The following is an 18,006-nucleotide window of genomic DNA, read 5'->3' on the forward strand; positions in this document are numbered from 1 at the left end:
GCATTCGGCGGGAACGACCACGTCGGCAAGGGGTTCGGCGCTCGCAGGAGGTACCTTCACAGCATGTCCACTCCACCCACCGCAGCGCCGGGAAGACCGTTCGGGCGCGTGCTCACCGCGATGGCCACCCCCTTCGACGCCGACGGCGCGCTGGACCTGAAGCGGGCGCAGGAGCTGGCCGAACACCTCGTGGAACTGGGCAACGACGGTCTCGTCGTGAACGGCACGACCGGGGAGAGCCCCACCACGACCGACGCCGAGAAGGCCGAGCTGGTCCGTGCCGTCGTCGAAGCCGTCGGTGACCGCGCGACGATCGTCGCCGGGGCGGGCACGAACAACACCGCGCACAGCATCGAGCAGGCGAAGCAGGCCGAAGCGGCGGGCGCGCACGGCGTCCTCGTCGTCACGCCGTACTACTCGCGGCCCAGCCAGGCCGGGCTCTACGCGCACTTCACCACGGTCGCCGACGCCACCGAGCTGCCGGTGATGCTCTACGACATCCCGCCGCGCTCGATCGTCCCCATCGAGGTCGACACGCTGCTGCGGCTGGCCGAGCATCCGCGCATCCTCGCGGTCAAGGACGCCAAGGGCGACCTGATCGCCGGCTCCGAGGTCATCGCGAACACCCAGCTCGCCTACTACTCCGGTGACGACGGCCTCAACCTGCCGTGGGTCTCGGTCGGCGGCACCGGCGTGGTCAGCGTGATCGGGCACGTCGTGGCCGGCCGGATCCGCGGCATGATGGACGCCTACGAGTCCGGCGACACCTCCACCGCGCGCACCAACCACCGCGGCATGCTGCCGGTCCTGCGGGCGATGTCCCGGGTCGGCGGGGTCGCGTTCTCGAAGGCGGCCCTGCGGCTGCGCGGATTCGACATCGGTGACCCGCGGCTGCCCATCGTGGCCGCGAACGACGAGCAGCTCCAGGCGATTTCCGCGGATCTCGCCCAGGGTGGCGTGCCGCTCGGGGAAAGCGCCGCCAGTGACTGGCATGGTGCACGAGTGGCACAAGCAGATTCAGCGGCGGCCTACACGGCGCCGACCTCACATACCAGCGTAGGGACCATGCCTCGGTGAGTTCATTGCCAACCGGACCCGGACCGACCACCCCGCCGCCCGCGCTGCCCGAAGGCGCCTTGCGCGTGGTCGCGCTCGGCGGGATCGGCGAAGTCGGCCGCAACATGACCGTCTTCGAATTCGACGGCCGTCTGCTGATCGTCGACTGCGGGGTCCTCTTCCCCGAAGACGACCAGCCCGGCGTCGACCTGATCCTGCCCGACTTCCGCGCGATCGAAGACCGCCTCGAGGACATCGACGGCCTCGTCCTCACCCACGGGCACGAGGACCACATCGGCGCCGTCCCGTTCCTGCTGCGGCTGGTGCCGGATCTGAAGATCTACGGCTCCCGGTTCACGAACGCGCTGCTCGCGGCGAAGGCCAAGGAGCACCGCCAGCGGCCGAACCTGATCGAGGTCCGCGAGGGCGAGCGACGCAAGGTCGGCGAGTTCGACCTGGAGTTCTTCGCCGTCAACCACTCGATCCCGGACGCGCTCGCGGTCGCGATCCGCACGCCCGCGGGGGTCGTGCTGCACACCGGCGACATCAAGCTCGACCAGCTCCCGCTCGACGGCAGGCTGACCGACCTCGCCGGGTTCTCCCGGCTCGGCGACGAGGGCGTGGACCTGTTCTGCGTCGACTCGACCAACGCCGAGGTGCCCGGTTTCGTCATGCCGGAACGCGACATCGGCCCGGTGCTCGACGACGTCGTCCGCAAGGTCGGCCAACGGGTCATCGTCGCCTGTTTCGCGAGCCACGTGCACCGCGTCCAGCAGGTGCTCGACGCCGCCGTCCGGCACGGCCGCCGGGTCGCCTTCGTCGGCCGGTCGATGGTCCGGAACATGGGCATCGCGGCCGACCTCGGGCTGCTGAACGTGCCCGACGGCCTGCTGGTCAACCTCGACCAGGCGGGCGACCTGCCCGAGAGCAAGGTGCTGTTCGTGTCGACCGGTTCGCAGGGCGAGCCGCTGTCGGCGCTGTCGCGGATGGCGCGCGGCGAGCACCGGCAGATCTCCATCCGCGCCGGTGACACCGTCGTGCTGGCCAGCTCGATGATCCCGGGCAACGAGACCGCGGTCTTCGGCGTCGTCAACGGCCTCACGCGGCTCGGCGCGAACGTCGTGCACCAGGGCAACGCCAAGGTGCACGTGTCCGGGCACGCGTCGGCGGGCGAGCTGCTGTACCTGTACAACGCGGTGCGCCCCAGCAACGTCATGCCGGTGCACGGCGAGTGGAAACACCTGCGTGCCAACGGCGAGCTGGCCGTGCGCACCGGTGTCGCGCCGGAGAACGTGGTGATCGCCGAGGACGGCGTCGTGGTCGACCTCGTCGACGGCAAGGCCACGCGGACCGGCCGGGTCGAGGTCGGGCACGTGTACGTCGACGGCCTCTCGGTCGGCGACGTCGGCGAGTCGACGTTGTCGGACAGGCTCGTGCTCGGCGAAGGCGGTTTCATCGCCATCACCGTCGCCGTCGACACCAGCACCGGCCGCGCGGTGACCCGCCCGACGGTGTCCGGACGCGGGTTCTCCGACGACCCGAAGGCGCTCGACGCCGTGCTCCCGATGGTGGAGATGGAACTCGCCAGGACCGAGGCCGAGGGCATCACCGACACGCACCGCATCGCGCAGGCCGTGCGCCGCGTCGTCGGCCGCTGGGTCGCCGACACCTACCGGCGCCGCCCGATGATCGTGCCGACGGTCATCCCCGTCTAACCCCGAACGCGCGTGAAGGCCCCCTTCACTCGGCTCAGCCGAGGGAAGGGGGCCTTCACGCGCGAGTGGCGGCCGCGAGCAGCAGCGCGAAGGCGACCGTGAGCGCCTGGCCGACGAGGGCGTTGCGGGCTTTGCGCTGTTCCGCACGAGTGGGCCGGTTCATCACGAATTCCCCCGGTTTCGAGTGCTTTCCTTACCGGGCAAGTGTTCCGCGCCCCGCGCCGGGGCACCTCCCGCCGCGGTGGGGTCTTTCTCCGCCGAAAGTCGCAGCCTTCCCCTAGGGGTGCGGTCGGCGTACCCTCGGACGCTCCTCGAGCCCCCTGCCGGGAGAGTTCATGGGACGCCACGCCACCACCCGGACCCGAAGACGGATCCTGCTCCCTGTGCTGGCGATCGCGCTGGCGGCCGTGCTCGGCGCGGCCACCTGGGTCGCCGTGGCCATGGCGCGGTCCGAACCCGCCTGCGAGCCCGTGCCGGTGGCCGTCGCCGCGTCGCCCGACATCGCCCCCGCGGTCACCGAAGCCGCCCTCGCCCTCGGCCTCGCCTGTGTCGCCTTCGATGTCCAGGCCAGGGAATCCCACCAGGTCGCGGCCGAGCTGTCCGGGACGGCGGCCCGGCCCCAGGCTTGGATCCCGTCCTCGACGCTGTTCCTGAGGAAGGCCGCCGGTGTTCCCCTCTCCGGGCCGTCGATCGCCAGTTCGCCGGTGGTGCTCGCGGTCGCGGAGCCGGTCGCGCGGGCACTCGGCTGGCCCAGCAGGTCACTGACCTGGCCGGAAGTGCTCGGCCACGCCGGAACCGTCGCCGGGTTGCCGGATCCGGGACGCGATCCCGCCGGGATTTCCGCGCTGCTGGCACTCCGCGAGATCACGAAGGACGCCTCGGATCCGGCCGCCGCGTACGTGGCTTCGCTGCGGAAGTTCGCGGCCACCACCTCCGGCGCGACGGTGTTCCCCGCGGCGGAGAACGCGGTGCTGCGGCACAACTCCGGGCTACTCGAAGGCGAGACCGCTTCGGTGGCCGTGTACTCGCCCGCCGCTCCCGCGCTCGACTACCCGTTCGTCGAGGTCGAGGGAGCGACCGCGCGGCAGGGCGAGGCCGTCGCGGAACTGAAGCGCACCCTGCTCCACGGTGCCGCCACCGGCCCGCGGTCCGACCTGCGTGCCACTGGCGGGCAAGCGTTGCGGCTCGGCGAAACCGATCAACGCGTCGAGGCGCAAGGTCAGCGCAGCGCCGAGATCCCGGCCGCCGAGGAGGTCGCCAAGGCGCTCAGCCAGTGGACCGCGGTGAACGCCAGTGCCCGGGTCCAGGTGCTCATCGACGTTTCCGGTTCGATGAGCGCGCCGGTCCCGGGAACCGGCAAGTCCCGGCTGCGGATCACGCTGGAAGCGGCGGAGAACGCCTTGCATCTGTTCAAATCCACGTCACAGGTCCGTTTCCTGGCCTTCGCGACCAAAGTGGACGGTGACCGTGACCACCGGGAGATCCTGCCGATGGCGCCGGTCGCTCAACAGCTGGCCGACGTCGACCGGTTGCGCGCGGTCCGCGCCGTGCCGGACGGGCAGACCGGGCTCTACGACAGCGTCCTCGACATCTACCGGCTGGCGCACGCGGAATGGGAGCGGGGGAAGCTGAACCTCGTCATCGTGATGACGGACGGCCGTAACACCGATCCCGGCGGCATCAGCCGCGAGAACCTGGTGGCGGAACTGGGAAAGCTGAGCGACCGGGACCGTCCGGTGCCGGTGATCGCCATCGGGATCGGGCCGGAGGCCGACGAGACCGAACTCCGTCAGCTCGTCGCGCCCGCCGGCGGCCAGGCCTTCCTCAGCCGCGATCCCGCGAAGATCGGAGAGGTGTTCTACGGCGCTCTGGGCCGGATCGCCGGCGCTGGATGAAGTAGACGCCGAGGATCACCGCCAGGCTGATCAGGCTCAGGTACAGCTGGGCCCGTGTGTCGGCGTCCACGAACAACATCGACGCGACCACGGCCAGCGTCCCGGCGAGCGTGAGCCAGCTCAGCCACGGGTAGCCCCACATGCGCAGTTTCAGCCGTTCCGGTGCTTCGGCCTCCAGGCGGCGCCGCATCCGCAGCTGTGAGCCCGCGATGATCGCGTAGACGAACAACGCGACCGCGCCGGCGGAATTGATGATGAAGTAGAAGATCTTGTCCGGGGACACGAAGTTCATCACCACGGCCACGTAACCGACCGAAGTGGACACCAGGATCGCCTTCCACGGCACTCCGCGCCGGTTCGTGTCCGCGATCCATTTCGGCGCCCAGCCGTTGCCGCGCAACGCGAACAGCATGCGGGAAGCGGTGTACAGCCCCGAATTCAGCACCGACAACACGGCCGTCAGCACCACCGCGCTGACCACGGTCTCGGCGGCGGGGATGCCGAACCGGCCGAACGCGGCGGCGAACGGGCTCGTCGTGGTCGGGATGTCACGCCAGCCGGTGATCATCACGAGCAGGGTCACGGAGCCGACGTAGAACACGATGACCCGCCAGACGATCGACGAGGTCGCCTTGCGCACGGCCGTCTCGGGCTCCCGCGATTCGGCGGCGGCGATGGTGACGATCTCCGCGCCGAAGTAGGAGAAGATCACGATCACCACGCCGTGCACCACCGAGAACGGGCCGTTGGCCAGGAAGCCGTCCTGCGCGATGTTGCCGACCGAGAACGATCCGCCGGGCCAGGCCCCGAGCACGAACAGGACGCCCACCACGAGGAACACCACGATCGTGGCGATCTTGACCGACGCGAGCCAGAACTCCGTCTCCCCGAACGAACGGGCCGAGGCGAGGTTGGTCGCGGTCAGCAGCAGCATCAGCACGAGCGAGAAGATCCATTGCGGTACAACGGGAATCCACGTCTGCAGGATCTTCGCCCCGGCGACGGCCTCGAACGCGACCACGCCGACCCAGAAGTACCAGTACAGCCAGCCGACGGTGAAGCCCGCCCAGCCGCCGAGCGACGTCCGCGCGTACTCCATGAAGGACCCTTGCGACGGCGAGGCGGTCGCCATCTCGCCGAGCATCCGCATCACCAGCACGACGATCAGGCCGCCGGTGGCGTAGGAGAGGACGGCCGCCGGGCCGACCGTGTGGATGACCGCGCCGCTGCCGATGAACAGGCTCGCGCCGATGATGCCGCCGAGGGCGATCATCCGGACGTGGCGTTGCCGCAGGTCCGGGCGCAGGCCCGCCCGTTCGGAGCTGGATTCCGCACCCATGTCGCGGTTACCTCCTGTCGGAGTGACGACGGATCGCGGGATTGTCGCACCGCGAGGCCGGGAGGAAAAGTGTTTGCGCAACCCCAGGTGAACAGGCCGATGTGGACTCTGCCAACCTAAGCACCTCCACCGCGCGTTCCGAGGAGCTCTTCGATGCCGCACGCCGTCCTCCGGTTCCTGCCCGCCGTCGCCCTGGCCGCCGTCGCGCTCGTCGGCTGCTCGGGCGAGGCGCCCCAGCCGCGGACGGCGTCTCCCGGGTCTTCACCGGCGGCGCAGCAGGCCGCCGTCCCGTTCAACGACGCCGACGTCGCGTTCGCGCGGCAAGCCCTCGCGCACCACCAGCAGGGCGTGGATCTGGCTTCCCTGGCGGAAACCCGCGCCGCGAACGAGCAGCTGAAGGCGCTCGCGAAGCGGGTCATCGACACGCACGAACCGGAGATCGCGCGGCTGTCCGGGCTCATCGAGGCGTGGGGTCAGCCCGCGCCGGACGACCCGAACCTCGAACACGTCCAGCGCGACGGGTACATCAGCCCCGGTGACATGGCGGCGCTGGCCGGACTGTCCGGAAAGGACTTCGACCGCCAGTTCGCCGCGCGGTTGCTGCGTCAGCGCGAAGCGGGCGTCCGTATCGCCGACGCCGAAACCCAGCACGGCCGCAACCCCGACGCCCGCGATCTCGCCGCGACGACCTCGCGTTCGCAGCAGCAGGAGATCAGCGACCTACGGGGCTTCCAGCAGGGTTGAGTCCGTCTGGACCACGTTCGAATTCAGCTGGACGATGTACGCGCCGGTCAGCAGCACCACCGCGCCGGCGGCCTGGATCCAGCTGAGCGCCTCGCCCAGCAGCAGCCAGGCCGCGGCGGCGGCGATCAGCGGCTCCACCAGCCCGACGACGCTCGCTACCGACGCCGGGAGATGGCGCAGCGCCGCCATGCCCGTGGCGTAGGCGAGGACGGTCGCGATCAGCACCAGCGCGATCAGCAACGACCACACCGGCGGCTCCCACGGCCCGAACGTCGCCGGGGTGTCGAGGACTCCCCACGGGATCGTCCACGGCGGGGCGACCGCGCACACCAGGACCGCGCCGATCGTCATCCCCCAGGTGACCATGCCGAGCGGATCGCGGTCCGCGACGCCACGTTCGCCGAGGAGGAAGTAACCCGCCGAACAGACGGCCGCGCCCAGCCCGGCGAGCAACCCGAGAACGTCCAGGCTGAGCCCCTCCCAGACCTGCGCCACCAGCATGAGCCCGGTCATCGCCAGCGCGATCCCGGCCCACATCACCCTCGGCAGCCGCACCCGGCGCACGAACCGCACCCACAACGCGATCAGCACCGGCGAGGTGAACTCGAGCAGGATCGCGATGCCGACCGGGATCCGGCCCGCCGCCAGGAAGTACATGAGCTGGACGCCCGCGACACCGAGCGAGCCGTACGCGAGGAGCAGCGGCCACTCGTTCTTCGTGACCTTCAGGAGCTTCGGCCGGAAGACGGCGACCAGCGCGAGCAGCACGATCGCCGACAGCCCGATGCGGATCGCCGCGACCTGCTCCGGGGACAGCCCGGCCTGCATCGCCGGTTTGCCCAGCACACCCGAGGTTCCGAAGAAGAGCGCGGCGAGCAGGATCAGCGTGATGCCCCGGCCGCGACGCGCGACGTGCGGTGCGGGGGCGGCGGCGAGTTCGGCGGTCACGGCCGGAGGGTAGAGGCCGGGTGACCGCGGGTCGACCCGTTTTCCCAACGGCTGGTCTTCACGGACTTGCGCGAGCCACGTGCGTCCCACGTGCGTCCCACGTGCACCAGCAGTCACAGCGTGCGCGCGTGAAGGCCCCCTTCCCTCGGCTCAGCCGAGGAAACTCGCCCTTCACACCTTCCCCAAGTACGTGAAGGACCCCTTCACTGCGTCTAGCGCAGTGAAGGGGTCCTTCACGTACTTGGGAAGCGAGCGGTCAGAAGGAGGCGCCGCCGTCGGTCCAGTTCGTCTGGGCGAAGTCCTCGTCGTCGACGGGAGCGCGACGCGGTTTGCGCACCGGCTCCGGTGGTGGGGGAGCGGCGACCGGCTGCTCGGGTTCGATGCCTTGAGTGGCTTCGAGGGCCTGGGGTTCGGGGGTGCCGTTCGGCCAGACGCAGGGGGAAGTGGCGCCGACGTAGAACTTGCCGAGGTCGTTCGCCTGCACCGACATGTCGAAAGCATCCGCTTTGTTCCTGGCGAACACGTACTGGTCCTTCGGCCGGGAATCCGTCAGGACCGCGAAGTCGTGAGCCGACCACCACTGGACGACCGCGTCGAAGTACTCGCCGAACCGTGCGGGCTCAAGGCCGGTCACCTCGTAGGTCGCGGAGATCTCGAAGCGGCCTTGGGGACCGTCGTCGGTGGGGTCGGTGCACTCCGACCTGTTCTGGGTGAACGGCTTCCGTTTCGCCGAGCCTGGCAGCGCGGAGAGCGCACCCTCGATGTACCGCTCGACCCTGTCTTTCGCCTCGTGTTCGGTGATGGTCGGTTTCATGGCGTCTCCACTTCCGGAAGAACAAGCGGACAAGAGCACGAGAAGTGCGGTCAGGAGCGGAAGTCTCACGAGGCGGGCTTTCCCGCGATGATCAAGCCGATGTTCCGGAGCGACGGGTTGTTGTCCTCCCAGTATTCGCTGTGCGCCTCCGTGCTGTACCCGCCCCACCCGTCCGTGCCCGGCGCCGAAGTGAACACCTGCCCGCCGAAGTCCGCGTCGGTCGGGTCCTGGCCGAGGATCGGGTCGTATCCGGCGATCTCGACGTTCGCCAGATTGATCATGTCGTGTTCGGCCACCGTCGAGTGCACGTGCTTGCCGATCTCGTCCTGATTCACCCCGTCGAGACGCAGTTCGCTCACGTCGTGCGCGCCGACGCCGGGGCTCGCCACGAAGACGAGTTCGTCCGCGGCGAGGCCGCCGTCGACGGCCGCGTGCCCGACGACGGTGGTTCCGTAACTGTGCCCCAGCACCGTGTTGTGCGATGGCGCGCCTTGATGCGTTTCCCTCAGCCCGTCCTGAAATTGCGCGAGCGCAGCCTTGCCTCCGTCGGCGTACTTGGCGCTCGCGGCATCGGTGATCTCGTTCGGCGCGTCGTAGCCGAGCCAGGTGATCACGGCCGTCGAGGGCGAGCCCGACGTGGTCGCGGCGGCCCACATCTTGTCGGACCGGTTGAGGTCGCCGCCGATTTTCGACAACTCCGACCCCGTCCCGGGCACGTACGTCGCCACGTTGGCCGCGGTGTCGGGATTCCCCGCGGAGACGATCGCCTTCCCGTCACCGCTGGTGTCCAGCGCCAGCAGGAACGCTTGGGGATCCGACCGGTCCAGCCGCTGCTGGATGGCTTCGAGTCCCCTGAGTTTCGGATCGCCCTGGAGCCGCGCTATCTCGGCGGCGAGGACGGCGCGGTTGGCGGCGTCGCGGTCGGTCGCCGGGATCCCGTCGAGATTGCCGACGAGGCCAGGATTTCCTTGCAGCAGAGCGACTTTCGCCGTATCCGACAGGCTCGCCCACCAAGCTTTGTTGTCGCCAGGGGTGCCGTTCTCCGGCGGGCCGATGATCGACAGGCCGCTTTGAGCGGCTCCGGCGTCCGCGGCTTGCGCGAGCGTGCCGCCACCTTGTTCGGTGATCTCGCCGCGAAGCGCCCGCCGCAGGATCTCGGCGAAATCGGCGTCGACGTCGGACGCGCGGCGCAGGCCCTGTTCGACCCTGTCGGCCAGCTCCGCCATCACGCGTGCCTGGTCCGGCTGTGGCACGCCGACGGAGATCTCGTCACCGGCACCGATGGCCAGCCCGTTCCGGTGGGCCAGTTCGTCGGTCTCCCGCACGAACGCGACGATCCGGTCCAGCGCGATCTGTACCTCGTGAGCGCCTCGCCGGACGGCGGACGCCTCGGCGACGAGCCGTTCCAGGGTGGAGGTCAGTGACGCGCCCCGCGTCGACGCGGCGGTGGCCGCGTCGCCGGTCCAGCCCGTGAAGCGGGTCATGGCTTCGACGTCGTCGTTCGCGGCGATGATCTTGGTGCAGCCGTCGTTGAGCGCGTCGGCGACCCGGCCGATCGCGGCCGGATCCCAGCGGCGCACGTCTCCCCAGGTGAGCATCAGACGGGAAGTTCCCGCGACGCCGCCAGCTCGTTCGAGCGGTAGCGGCCGGCCGCCGCGCCGAGCCGTGCGGAGTAGTCCGCGGTGTTCTCGGCCCAGCCCGGCACCGCGCGGCTCCAGGAATCCGCGAGCAACCGGGCCGCTTCACCGGATGCGCCACCCGGCAAACCCGCCGCGACGTCGGCGAGCGAGGCCGCGAGGTTCACCTTCCCGACGTCCTCCGAAGCCCGTTTCGCCGCGCTGGACGCCGCGCCGATCGCCGCCAAGGCCACCTCGTACCCGCCGGTCATCCCGCTTCCTCCCCGTAGCGTGACGCTGTGTGACCACCCTACGACGCGGGAGACGGACGCGCGGTTCCCTTCACCCGTCCTTGAAAAGCCCGTCGGCGACGTAGCGCGAGACGGTGGCGAGCCGTCGCCCCTGCAGACGGAGGGCGTCCAGGGCGAGATCGTCGGGTTCGGCCGACTTGCGCGACACGAACGACCCGCCGTACGGATTGCCCGATTCGAGCAGGTGAGGGTCGGTGTAGCCGAGCGGCAGGACGAGGGCGCCCCAGTGGTAGAAGATGTTGTTCGTCGCCAGCACGGTCGATTCGAGCCCGCCGTGCGCGGTGGACGCGGTGGTGAACGAGGTCGCGACCTTGTTCACCAGCTTTCCCTTGGCCCACAGGCCGCCGGTGCTGTCCAAAAAGGACTTCAGCTGCGCGGCCGGGCCACCGAACCGGGTCGGGCTGCCCGCCGCGAAACCGTCGGCCCACTCCAGGTCTTCCAGCGTCGCCGTCTCGTGGTGCGGCCCCGCGTCCACCCACGCCTGCCAACGCGGATTGCCGGCCACCGCGTCGGGCGGGGCGGTTTCGGGGACCGTGCGGACGCGGACGTCGGCCTCGGCCTCGCGGGCGCCTTCGGCCAGCGCCGACGCCAGTTTCGCGGTGTTGCCGGTCGCGCTGTAGTAGACGACGAGGATGCGGGTGCTCACGTCCGCCGACCCTAGGCGAGCGTGAGCACCCGTCTCAGGATCCGGGACTCAGTACTTCTTCCAGGGGCTGACGGTGTCCGTCGGCCGCGTCGGGTCGTGGAAGCGCGGCTTGTCCAGTTCGTCGCGGCGCAGCGGGACGAGACCGTCGGTGATGGCCTGCATGATCTTGGCGTGCGCGCGGACTCCGGCGCCCGGCCGCTCCGGCTCGACCTCCGACAGGTCCACCGGCTCGCCGAAATGCACCTTGAACCGCGGCCGCCGCATGGGCGCGCTCAGCCCGGACTTCGCGAGCGGCACCAGGTCGGCGGGGCCGTTGACGGTCTCCGTCCCCCAATAGACGGCTTCGTGCGCGCCCCACTGGCTGATCGGGATCACCGGCACCCCGGCGGCCAGTGCGAGCCGCGCCGCGCCGGTCTTGCCGCGCTCCGGCCACAGGCCGGGATCGTGGCTGATCCGGCCCTCGGGGTAGACGATCAGCGGGTCGCGGGTGGTCCTCAGGGCTTCGGTGGCCTCGGCGAACTGGCCGATGGCCGTCGACGCCTGTTTGCGGTCGACCCTCAGGTGGCCGCTGACCCGCAGTGCCGGGCCGATGACCGGAGCGTCGAGGATGCCGCCCGCCAGCATGAACCGCGGATTGATGCCGATCCGTTTGCAGGCCGCCATCAGCACGAACGCGTCGAAGACGCCGATGTGGTTGGCCGTCATGAGCAAGGGCTTCCGGCGCAGTTCCGCCGAAACACCGCCGGTCACGGTGAGCTTTCCGACGAAGTTGACCAGCCCCCGGTCGATGTTCAGCATCGTGCGCCAGATTGCCGGGGCGCGGCGAGCCGAATTCTCATCCTGATGCAGCGCGAACATGGGGCAGAGCATGTCATGACCCGCTTTTCACCCGGATGGCCGCTCAAGCTGTGACCTGAGACGAATGTTCCGGATGTGCTCCGAGTGGCAGCCGGGGCAGGAGGGTCGAGGCGGTTACCGTGGAGACATGGCTAGCGGGTCGACGACCAGGAAGCGGAGTACGGCGCGAAGCGGCGGCAGCAAGGGGCCGGCGCGAAAGCCGCGCACCCCGGCGAAGCCCAGGTCGACGGCTGCGAGGAAGCCCGCTCCACGGCGTCCGGCGCCGCGGAAGCGCTCGTCCGGCACCTTCGCCAAGGGCGTGCGCGGCACCTGGAACCTGCTCGCGAAGGGTCTCGGCACGCTGGCGCGGACGGTCGGCCGCGGCCGCGAACTCGAACCCGAGCACCGTCGCGACGGTCTCGCGCTGGGCCTCATCGCGCTGGCGCTGGTGATCGCGTTCGGTGTCTGGTGGCGGGCCGCGGGCCCGATCGGCGGCTGGGTCGAGGTCGGCGCCCGCTCGTTGCTGGGCGCCGGGGCCGTGACGCTCCCGCTGGTGCTGACCGTGGTCGCCGTCGCGCTGATGCGGTCGGAACCGCTGCCGGAGGCCCGGCCGCGGATGGTCATCGGCACCCTGCTGGTGGTCCTGGCGGTGCTCGGCCTGCTGCACATCTTCACCGCGCTGCCCGAGACCAACGACGGCCGGATGTACGCCGGCGGGGTGATCGGCGCGTTCTCCGGCGGCCTGCTGACCATGGGGGTCACCACGTGGGTCGCGGTGCCGCTGCTGGTGCTGGCGCTGCTGTTCGGCACGCTCGTGTTCACCGGGACCCCGGTCCGGGAGATCCCGCACCGCCTGCGGAACTGGGGTCTCGACCCCGAAGAGATCGAAGAGGCCGAGGCCGAGCGCAAGGCCATCCACGAGGAACGCGACGCCGTCACCGAAGCCGACCCGAAGGCGGTCCGCCTGCGGAAGCCGTCGCGGCGCCGTCAGGCCTCGGGCGACCACGAGGGCGAGCAACTCGACATCGAGGCCGCGCTGGCCGAAGCGCCGACGCCGCTGCGAGCGCCGAAGCCCGCCCCCAAGCCTGTCGAAGAGAAGAAGCCGAAGAAGGCCGAGCCGCCACTCGCGGTCACCCGGACCGTCGAAGGCGACTACAAGCTCCCGCCGCCGGATCTGCTGAAGCTCGGCGACGCGCCGAAGTCCCGCAGCAAGGCCAACGACGCCATGATCGAGGCGATCACCGGCGTGCTGGAGCAGTTCAACGTCGACGCGCAGGTCACCGGTTTCACCCGGGGCCCGACGGTCACCCGGTACGAGGTCGAACTCGGCCCCGGCGTGAAGGTCGAGAAGATCACCGCGCTGACCAAGAACATCGCCTACGCGGTGGCGACCGACAACGTCCGGCTCCTGGCGCCGATCCCCGGCAAATCCGCGGTCGGTATCGAGGTGCCGAACTCCGACCGCGAGATGGTGCGCCTCGGCGACGTGCTGCGGGCGCCGTCGACGGTCAAGGACAACCACCCGATGGTCATCGGGCTCGGCAAGGACATCGAGGGCCATTTCGTCACCGCCAACCTGACGAAGATGCCGCACCTGCTGGTGGCGGGGTCCACCGGTTCCGGTAAGTCGAGTTTCGTGAACTCGATGCTGGTGTCCTTGCTCGCGCGGTCGACGCCGGAAGAATGCCGGATGATCCTGATCGACCCGAAGATGGTCGAGCTGACCCCGTACGAGGGCATCCCGCACCTGATCACGCCCATCATCACCCAGCCGAAGAAGGCCGCCGCCGCGCTGGCCTGGCTGGTGGAGGAGATGGAGCAGCGCTATCAGGACATGCAGGTCAACAAGGTCCGGCACATCGACGACTACAACAAGAAGGTGCGCTCGGGCGAGATCACCGCGCCGCCGGGCAGCGAGCGTGTCTACCAGCCGTACCCGTACATCATGGCGATCGTCGACGAGCTCGCCGACCTGATGATGACGGCCCCGCGCGACGTCGAGGACGCGATCGTCCGGATCACCCAGAAGGCGCGTGCCGCCGGTATCCACCTGGTGCTGGCGACCCAGCGCCCTTCGGTCGACGTCGTGACCGGCCTGATCAAGACCAACGTGCCGTCGCGGCTGGCGTTCGCGACCTCGTCGCTCACCGACTCGCGGGTCATCCTCGACCAGCCGGGCGCGGAGAAGCTCATCGGTATGGGTGACGCGCTGTACCTGCCGATGGGCGCCGGGAAACCGGTGCGTATCCAGGGCGCCTTCGTCGGCGACGAAGAGATCTCCGCGGTGGTGAACTTCGCCAAGGAGCAGGCGCAGCCGGACTACCAGGACGGCGTCACGGCGGCGAAGGCCGGCGAGAAGAAGGAAATCGACTCCGACATCGGCGACGACCTCGACGTCCTGCTGCAGGCCGCCGAGCTGATCGTCACCTCGCAGTTCGGCTCGACGTCGATGCTGCAGCGGAAGCTGCGGGTCGGCTTCGCCAAGGCCGGACGCCTGATGGACCTGCTGGAAAGCCGCGGCGTCGTCGGTCCTTCGGAGGGTTCGAAGGCGCGGGACGTGCTGATCAAGCCGGAGGAGCTGGAGTCGGTGCTGTTCATGATCCGCGGCGGCGGGGACGCGAACGGCGGCGACGTCTCCGACGACTGACCGGACTCGACGATCGCCACCAACGGCGGCGCGTGAAGGCCCCCTTCCCTCGGCTCAGCCGAGGAAACTCGACCTTCACATCCTCCCGAGTGCATGAGGCTTCTGAAGTGCCGATGCAACGGACCGGAGCCTCCGCTACGTCCAGCACACGTGGACCTCAAGAAGCTGCTCGTCGTCTTCTGCGCCCTGGCCGGTCTCGCCTGCGGAGCCGGCAGCTCCGCCGCGCTCGAACAGCCCGCGCCGGTCCAGCCCGCGCCGGTCCAGCCCGCGCCGGTACAGCCGCCCGATCAAGGGGCCGTCGAGCTGGGGGAGGCCGTCGATCTCAAGGTCGGTGAAACGACCGAGGTCGCGTCGAAGGACGTCAGTATCCGCTTCGCTCGCCTGGTGTCCGATTCCCGCTGCGCCGCGGGAATGGTCTGCGTCTGGGCAGGGGAGGCCGTGGTCGAGCTGACTCTGGCCGAACCGGGACGCGGTGAGCGGACGACGGCGGCCCTCGCCTCCACCGGACGTGGTGGCAGGCAGTCCGTCGAGTTCGCCGCCTGCCGGGTGGACCTGGTCGCCGTGAGTTCGGGGGGCGACCAGGTCACCCTGCGGGTGTCCAAGGCCTAAAGGGGATTGCCCCAGCCGTCGAGGTACGCGACTTCCGACAGCGGCACGCGCGCCGCGGGTTTGAAGTCCGGCACCGTCGTGTAGGCGACCGGCAGCAGCCCCACCTGCGTGACATCGGCCGGGATGCCGAGGATTTCGGCCGCCTCCGCCTCGTGGGTCAGGTGGTACGTCGTGAGCGTCGAGCCGAGGCCGCGCGACCGCAGCGCCAGCTGGAAGTTCCACACCGCGGGGAAGATGCCGCCGTAGAACGCGGCGTCGGCCGCGTTGTCACCGCTGGGCCTGCCGGTCAGGCACGGGACGACGAACACGGGCACCCGGTCGATCACGTCGATCAGGTGCTGCCCCGACGCGAACGCCCGCGCCACCGAAGGTTCGGTGATCGCTTCGCCCAGGGCGGCCGCGTTCGTCTCCAGATACGCCTTCCCGACCTGCCGGAACAGCTCGGACAGCCGGTCCTTCACGCCCTGATCCCGCACCACGATCCAACGCCATGCCTGCTGGTTGCCCGGTGTGGGCGCCTGGAGCGCGAGCCGCAGGCACTCGTCGAGCACTTCGGGTTCCACCGGCCGGTCCAGGTCGAGCTTGCGGCGAACCGCTCGCGTCGTGCTGAGCAGGTGATCGGTGACCGAGGTGTCCATGAGCCGCCCTTCTACAGATGGTCCGCCAGGAAGCGGTCGATCAGGTCGCTGATCGGTTCGAGGTCCTCTTCCAGCGCGAAATGCCCGGTGTCGAAGAGGTGAACCTCCGCCGAGGGAACATCATTCCGGAACGCTTCGGCGCCCGCAGGGACGAAGAACGGGTCGTTGCGCCCCCAGACGGCGAGCACGGGCGGTTGAGCTTCGCGCAGCCACGCCTGGAACTTCGGGTACGCGGGCGGGTTGTTCCGGTAGTCCCAGAACAGGTCCAGCATCGCCTCCGCCCGGCCGGGCAGGGTGAGGAAATACTGGTCCAGCAGGTAATTCGCGGGATCGATGGTCTCCGGATCGCGGGCGCCGGTGTACTGGTAGCGGATCTGTTCCGGTTCGAGGATCGCCTCGAACCCGCGCCGCGCCTCGGTTTCGTCGGTCAGGGACGGGAAGTCCGGCATGGCCGGGCCGAGCCCCTCGACGTAGGCGTTGCCGTTCTGCGTGATGAGCGCCGTGATCTGGGTGGGCCGTGAGACGGCCAGCCGCAGGCCGGTCGGAGCGCCGAAATCGAAGACGTAGAGCGCGTACCGGCGCAGTTCCAGCGCGTCCACGAAGTCTCCGACGACCTCCGCGAGCCGGTCGAAGGTGAACGTGAAGCCCTCGGGCGTGACGGTCTGCCCGAAGCCCGGCAGATCCGGGGCGATCAGCCGCCACCGCCCGGCGAGACGCCGCATCAGCCGCGTGAACTGGTGCGAAGACGACGGGAAGCCGTGCAGCAGAAGCAAAGCGGGTGCTTCGGGGTCGCCGGCTTCGCGATAGAAGACCTCGACGTCGCCGAGCTTGACGGAACGGTGCCGGATGGTCGTCATGAGCACTCCCTAATGGTTAAAACTGTCTCGAACCATTAGTACCTGATAGTGTCAAGGTCATGCTCGATCTCGACTCGCTGCCCGGTGACGATCTCGCGGTGAACCTCGCCGACACGGTCATGCTGGCCGTCTCGCCGTCGATCGACCTGCTCGACGACGGTCACGCGAAGTTCTGGGCGGCTCAAGCCTTGCCCGAAGGCGCGCGGGCACCGTCGGCCGAGCAGACGAGGCGCCTGCGGTCAGCGGTGCGTGAACTGCTGGAGGCGACAGTGGCGGCGCGGGAGCCCGAGGCGTGGGCGGTGGAGCGGGTCAACGCGGCCGCGGCCGCCGTCCCGACCAGCCCGCGGCTGACCGACGGGGGAGCGGAGTTGCACTGGCACGGCGAAGACGGCGGGGAGATCGCGCTCGCCGCCGTCGCGGTCGCGGCGATCGATCTCGTGTCCGGGCCGCGCGCGGCTCAGCTGCGGCGATGCGGCGCGCACGACTGCTCGATGCTGTTCGTGGCGGCCAACAGCAGGCGGGTGTGGTGCACGCCGTCGCTGTGCGGCAACCGGGTGCGGGTCGCGCGTCACGCGGCGAAGGGTTGAAGCGCCCGCATTGGGAACCCTCAGCGGGCGGAATCATCAGGGCGGCTGTGTGGGGAAGGCGCGTGTTCGCGGTCGGGCTGGGCCGCAGGTCCCGGTGTCCCCAATGTGGCATTGGGGACGCTCAACGTCCCCGATGCCACATTGGGGGCAGTGGCCGCGGAGCGTCGCCCATCACTTAAAGCTCCAGCAGCATCCGGCTGTTGCCCAAGGTGTTCGGCTTCACGTACGGAAGGTCCAGGAACTCCGCGACACCCGGATCCGCCGAGCGCCGCATCTCCTCGTAGACCTCCTGGGTCACCGGGGTGCCGTCGATCTCGACGAACCCGTGCCCGGCGAAGAAATGGGTCTCGAAGGTCAGCACGAACAGCCGCTTCAGCCCGATCTCGCGCGCGAATTCGATCAGCTGCCCCACCAGCGCGTGCCCGATGCCACGGCCCCGGGAGTCCTTGTCGACCGCGATGGTGCGCAGCTCGGCGATGTCCTCCCACAGCACGTGGAGTGCGCCGCAGCCGAGCACGTCGTCGCCGTCCTCGACCACCCAGAACTCCTGGACGCTCTCGTAGAGGGTGACGAGCTCCTTCTCCAGCAGCACCGTCCCGGCGTCGGAATCGACCAGCGCCTTGATCTTGCGGACGTCCGCGATCCGCGCCCGGCGGACGGTGGGGCGGCGGTGCGGGAGAGGGTCTGAGGGCACGTCCACCATTAAGCCATCCTCGCCGCCCGGCCCGGTCGAGGGCTCGCCCGAGC

The 18,006-nt window shown here is 69.8% G+C and carries 17 protein-coding genes; 7 read left to right on the plus strand and 10 right to left on the minus strand.

The annotated features are described in order from the left end of the window. The first annotated feature begins 63 nt into the window (after window positions 1–63). The 3 genes from dapA (at window position 64) to ACOCEP_RS22365 (ending at window position 4,666) form a co-directional block, all read left to right on the plus strand. Complete coding sequence (gene dapA, locus ACOCEP_RS22355; protein ID WP_482330935.1) at window positions 64–1,077, plus strand: 4-hydroxy-tetrahydrodipicolinate synthase; 1,014 nt, start codon at window positions 64–66, stop codon at window positions 1,075–1,077. After that, window positions 1,074–2,771, plus strand: coding sequence for a ribonuclease J (locus tag ACOCEP_RS22360; RefSeq protein ID WP_482330936.1), 1,698 nt, complete (start codon window positions 1,074–1,076; stop codon window positions 2,769–2,771). Before dapA ends, ACOCEP_RS22360 begins: the two co-directional genes overlap by 4 nt. A 335-nt stretch (window positions 2,772–3,106) precedes the next feature. After that, the gene (locus ACOCEP_RS22365) at window positions 3,107–4,666 is read left to right on the plus strand and encodes a VWA domain-containing protein (RefSeq protein ID WP_482330937.1); all 1,560 of its coding nucleotides are present in this window, start codon (window positions 3,107–3,109) and stop codon (window positions 4,664–4,666) included. Here the strand turns inward: ACOCEP_RS22365 and ACOCEP_RS22370 are convergent. Next, window positions 4,596–6,005 carry an amino acid permease gene (locus tag ACOCEP_RS22370; protein ID WP_482330938.1) on the minus strand — a complete coding sequence of 470 codons (1,410 nt, stop codon included), beginning with the start codon at window positions 6,003–6,005 and terminating at the stop codon, window positions 4,596–4,598. The two genes, ACOCEP_RS22365 and ACOCEP_RS22370, sit on opposite strands and share 71 nt — an antisense overlap. Window positions 6,006–6,158: 153 nt before the next feature. On the opposite strand from ACOCEP_RS22370, the gene ACOCEP_RS22375 reads away from it, so the two are divergent. Further along, complete coding sequence (locus ACOCEP_RS22375) at window positions 6,159–6,749, plus strand: DUF305 domain-containing protein (protein WP_482330939.1); 591 nt, start codon at window positions 6,159–6,161, stop codon at window positions 6,747–6,749. On the opposite strand, the gene ACOCEP_RS22380 is transcribed toward ACOCEP_RS22375, so the two are convergent. The 6 genes from ACOCEP_RS22380 to ACOCEP_RS22405 form a co-directional block, all read right to left on the minus strand. Beyond that, window positions 6,726–7,697, minus strand: coding sequence for an EamA family transporter (locus ACOCEP_RS22380; RefSeq protein ID WP_482330940.1), 972 nt, complete (start codon window positions 7,695–7,697; stop codon window positions 6,726–6,728). The genes ACOCEP_RS22375 and ACOCEP_RS22380 overlap by 24 nt on opposite strands. 256 nt (window positions 7,698–7,953) lie before the next feature. Continuing rightward, on the minus strand, window positions 7,954–8,511 hold the full coding sequence (locus tag ACOCEP_RS22385) for a hypothetical protein (RefSeq protein WP_482330942.1): 558 nt from the start codon (window positions 8,509–8,511) through the stop codon (window positions 7,954–7,956). 65 nt (window positions 8,512–8,576) lie between these two features. Then, window positions 8,577–10,109, minus strand: coding sequence for an alpha/beta hydrolase (locus ACOCEP_RS22390; protein ID WP_482330943.1), 1,533 nt, complete (start codon window positions 10,107–10,109; stop codon window positions 8,577–8,579). Continuing rightward, complete coding sequence (locus ACOCEP_RS22395; protein ID WP_482330944.1) at window positions 10,109–10,399, minus strand: hypothetical protein; 291 nt, start codon at window positions 10,397–10,399, stop codon at window positions 10,109–10,111. Before ACOCEP_RS22395 ends, ACOCEP_RS22390 begins: the two co-directional genes overlap by 1 nt. Window positions 10,400–10,469: 70 nt before the next feature. After that, window positions 10,470–11,084 (minus strand): NAD(P)H:quinone oxidoreductase, encoded by a 615-nt coding sequence (wrbA, locus tag ACOCEP_RS22400; RefSeq protein WP_482330945.1) that lies wholly within the window; start codon window positions 11,082–11,084, stop codon window positions 10,470–10,472. Window positions 11,085–11,132: 48 nt separating this feature from the next. Further along, window positions 11,133–11,942, minus strand: a complete 810-nt coding sequence (locus ACOCEP_RS22405) for a lysophospholipid acyltransferase family protein (RefSeq protein ID WP_482330946.1) — start codon at window positions 11,940–11,942, stop codon at window positions 11,133–11,135. Between the two features lie 127 nt (window positions 11,943–12,069). Between ACOCEP_RS22405 and ACOCEP_RS22410 the strand changes: the two genes are divergently transcribed. Next, on the plus strand, window positions 12,070–14,568 hold the full coding sequence (locus ACOCEP_RS22410; RefSeq protein ID WP_482330947.1) for a DNA translocase FtsK: 2,499 nt from the start codon (window positions 12,070–12,072) through the stop codon (window positions 14,566–14,568). A gap of 150 nt (window positions 14,569–14,718) precedes the next feature. Next, the gene (locus ACOCEP_RS22415; RefSeq protein ID WP_482330948.1) at window positions 14,719–15,177 is read left to right on the plus strand and encodes a hypothetical protein; all 459 of its coding nucleotides are present in this window, start codon (window positions 14,719–14,721) and stop codon (window positions 15,175–15,177) included. Here the strand turns inward: ACOCEP_RS22415 and ACOCEP_RS22420 are convergent. Further along, window positions 15,174–15,815 (minus strand): nitroreductase family protein, encoded by a 642-nt coding sequence (locus ACOCEP_RS22420; protein ID WP_482330950.1) that lies wholly within the window; start codon window positions 15,813–15,815, stop codon window positions 15,174–15,176. The genes ACOCEP_RS22415 and ACOCEP_RS22420 overlap by 4 nt on opposite strands. Before the next feature lie 11 nt (window positions 15,816–15,826). Next, on the minus strand, window positions 15,827–16,672 hold the full coding sequence (locus ACOCEP_RS22425) for an alpha/beta fold hydrolase (protein WP_482330952.1): 846 nt from the start codon (window positions 16,670–16,672) through the stop codon (window positions 15,827–15,829). 59 nt (window positions 16,673–16,731) lie between these two features. On the opposite strand from ACOCEP_RS22425, the gene ACOCEP_RS22430 reads away from it, so the two are divergent. Continuing rightward, window positions 16,732–17,259 carry a CGNR zinc finger domain-containing protein gene (locus ACOCEP_RS22430; RefSeq protein ID WP_482330953.1) on the plus strand — a complete coding sequence of 176 codons (528 nt, stop codon included), beginning with the start codon at window positions 16,732–16,734 and terminating at the stop codon, window positions 17,257–17,259. Window positions 17,260–17,434: 175 nt separating this feature from the next. On the opposite strand, the gene ACOCEP_RS22435 is transcribed toward ACOCEP_RS22430, so the two are convergent. Beyond that, entirely contained in the window at window positions 17,435–17,962 is a 528-nt protein-coding gene (locus tag ACOCEP_RS22435) for an amino-acid N-acetyltransferase (RefSeq protein WP_482330955.1), read from the minus strand. Window positions 17,963–18,006 lie beyond the last annotated feature (44 nt).

It is taken from the genome of Amycolatopsis sp. CA-211722, from assembly GCF_056828465.1.

Coding starts and splice junctions, on each gene's coding strand:
- ACOCEP_RS22430 (WP_482330953.1), top strand. CDS start 16,732: ATGCTCGATCTCGACTCGCTGCCCGGTGACGATCTCGCGGTGAACCTC.
- ACOCEP_RS22365 (WP_482330937.1), top strand. CDS start 3,107: ATGGGACGCCACGCCACCACCCGGACCCGAAGACGGATCCTGCTCCCT.
- ACOCEP_RS22375 (WP_482330939.1), top strand. CDS start 6,159: ATGCCGCACGCCGTCCTCCGGTTCCTGCCCGCCGTCGCCCTGGCCGCC.
- ACOCEP_RS22410 (WP_482330947.1), top strand. CDS start 12,070: ATGGCTAGCGGGTCGACGACCAGGAAGCGGAGTACGGCGCGAAGCGGC.
- ACOCEP_RS22405 (WP_482330946.1), bottom strand. CDS start 11,942: ATGTTCGCGCTGCATCAGGATGAGAATTCGGCTCGCCGCGCCCCGGCA.
- ACOCEP_RS22385 (WP_482330942.1), bottom strand. CDS start 8,511: ATGAAACCGACCATCACCGAACACGAGGCGAAAGACAGGGTCGAGCGG.
- ACOCEP_RS22435 (WP_482330955.1), bottom strand. CDS start 17,962: ATGGTGGACGTGCCCTCAGACCCTCTCCCGCACCGCCGCCCCACCGTC.
- ACOCEP_RS22395 (WP_482330944.1), bottom strand. CDS start 10,399: ATGACCGGCGGGTACGAGGTGGCCTTGGCGGCGATCGGCGCGGCGTCC.
- ACOCEP_RS22370 (WP_482330938.1), bottom strand. CDS start 6,005: ATGGGTGCGGAATCCAGCTCCGAACGGGCGGGCCTGCGCCCGGACCTG.
- ACOCEP_RS22390 (WP_482330943.1), bottom strand. CDS start 10,109: ATGCTCACCTGGGGAGACGTGCGCCGCTGGGATCCGGCCGCGATCGGC.
- dapA (WP_482330935.1), top strand. CDS start 64: ATGTCCACTCCACCCACCGCAGCGCCGGGAAGACCGTTCGGGCGCGTG.
- ACOCEP_RS22425 (WP_482330952.1), bottom strand. CDS start 16,672: ATGACGACCATCCGGCACCGTTCCGTCAAGCTCGGCGACGTCGAGGTC.
- ACOCEP_RS22420 (WP_482330950.1), bottom strand. CDS start 15,815: ATGGACACCTCGGTCACCGATCACCTGCTCAGCACGACGCGAGCGGTT.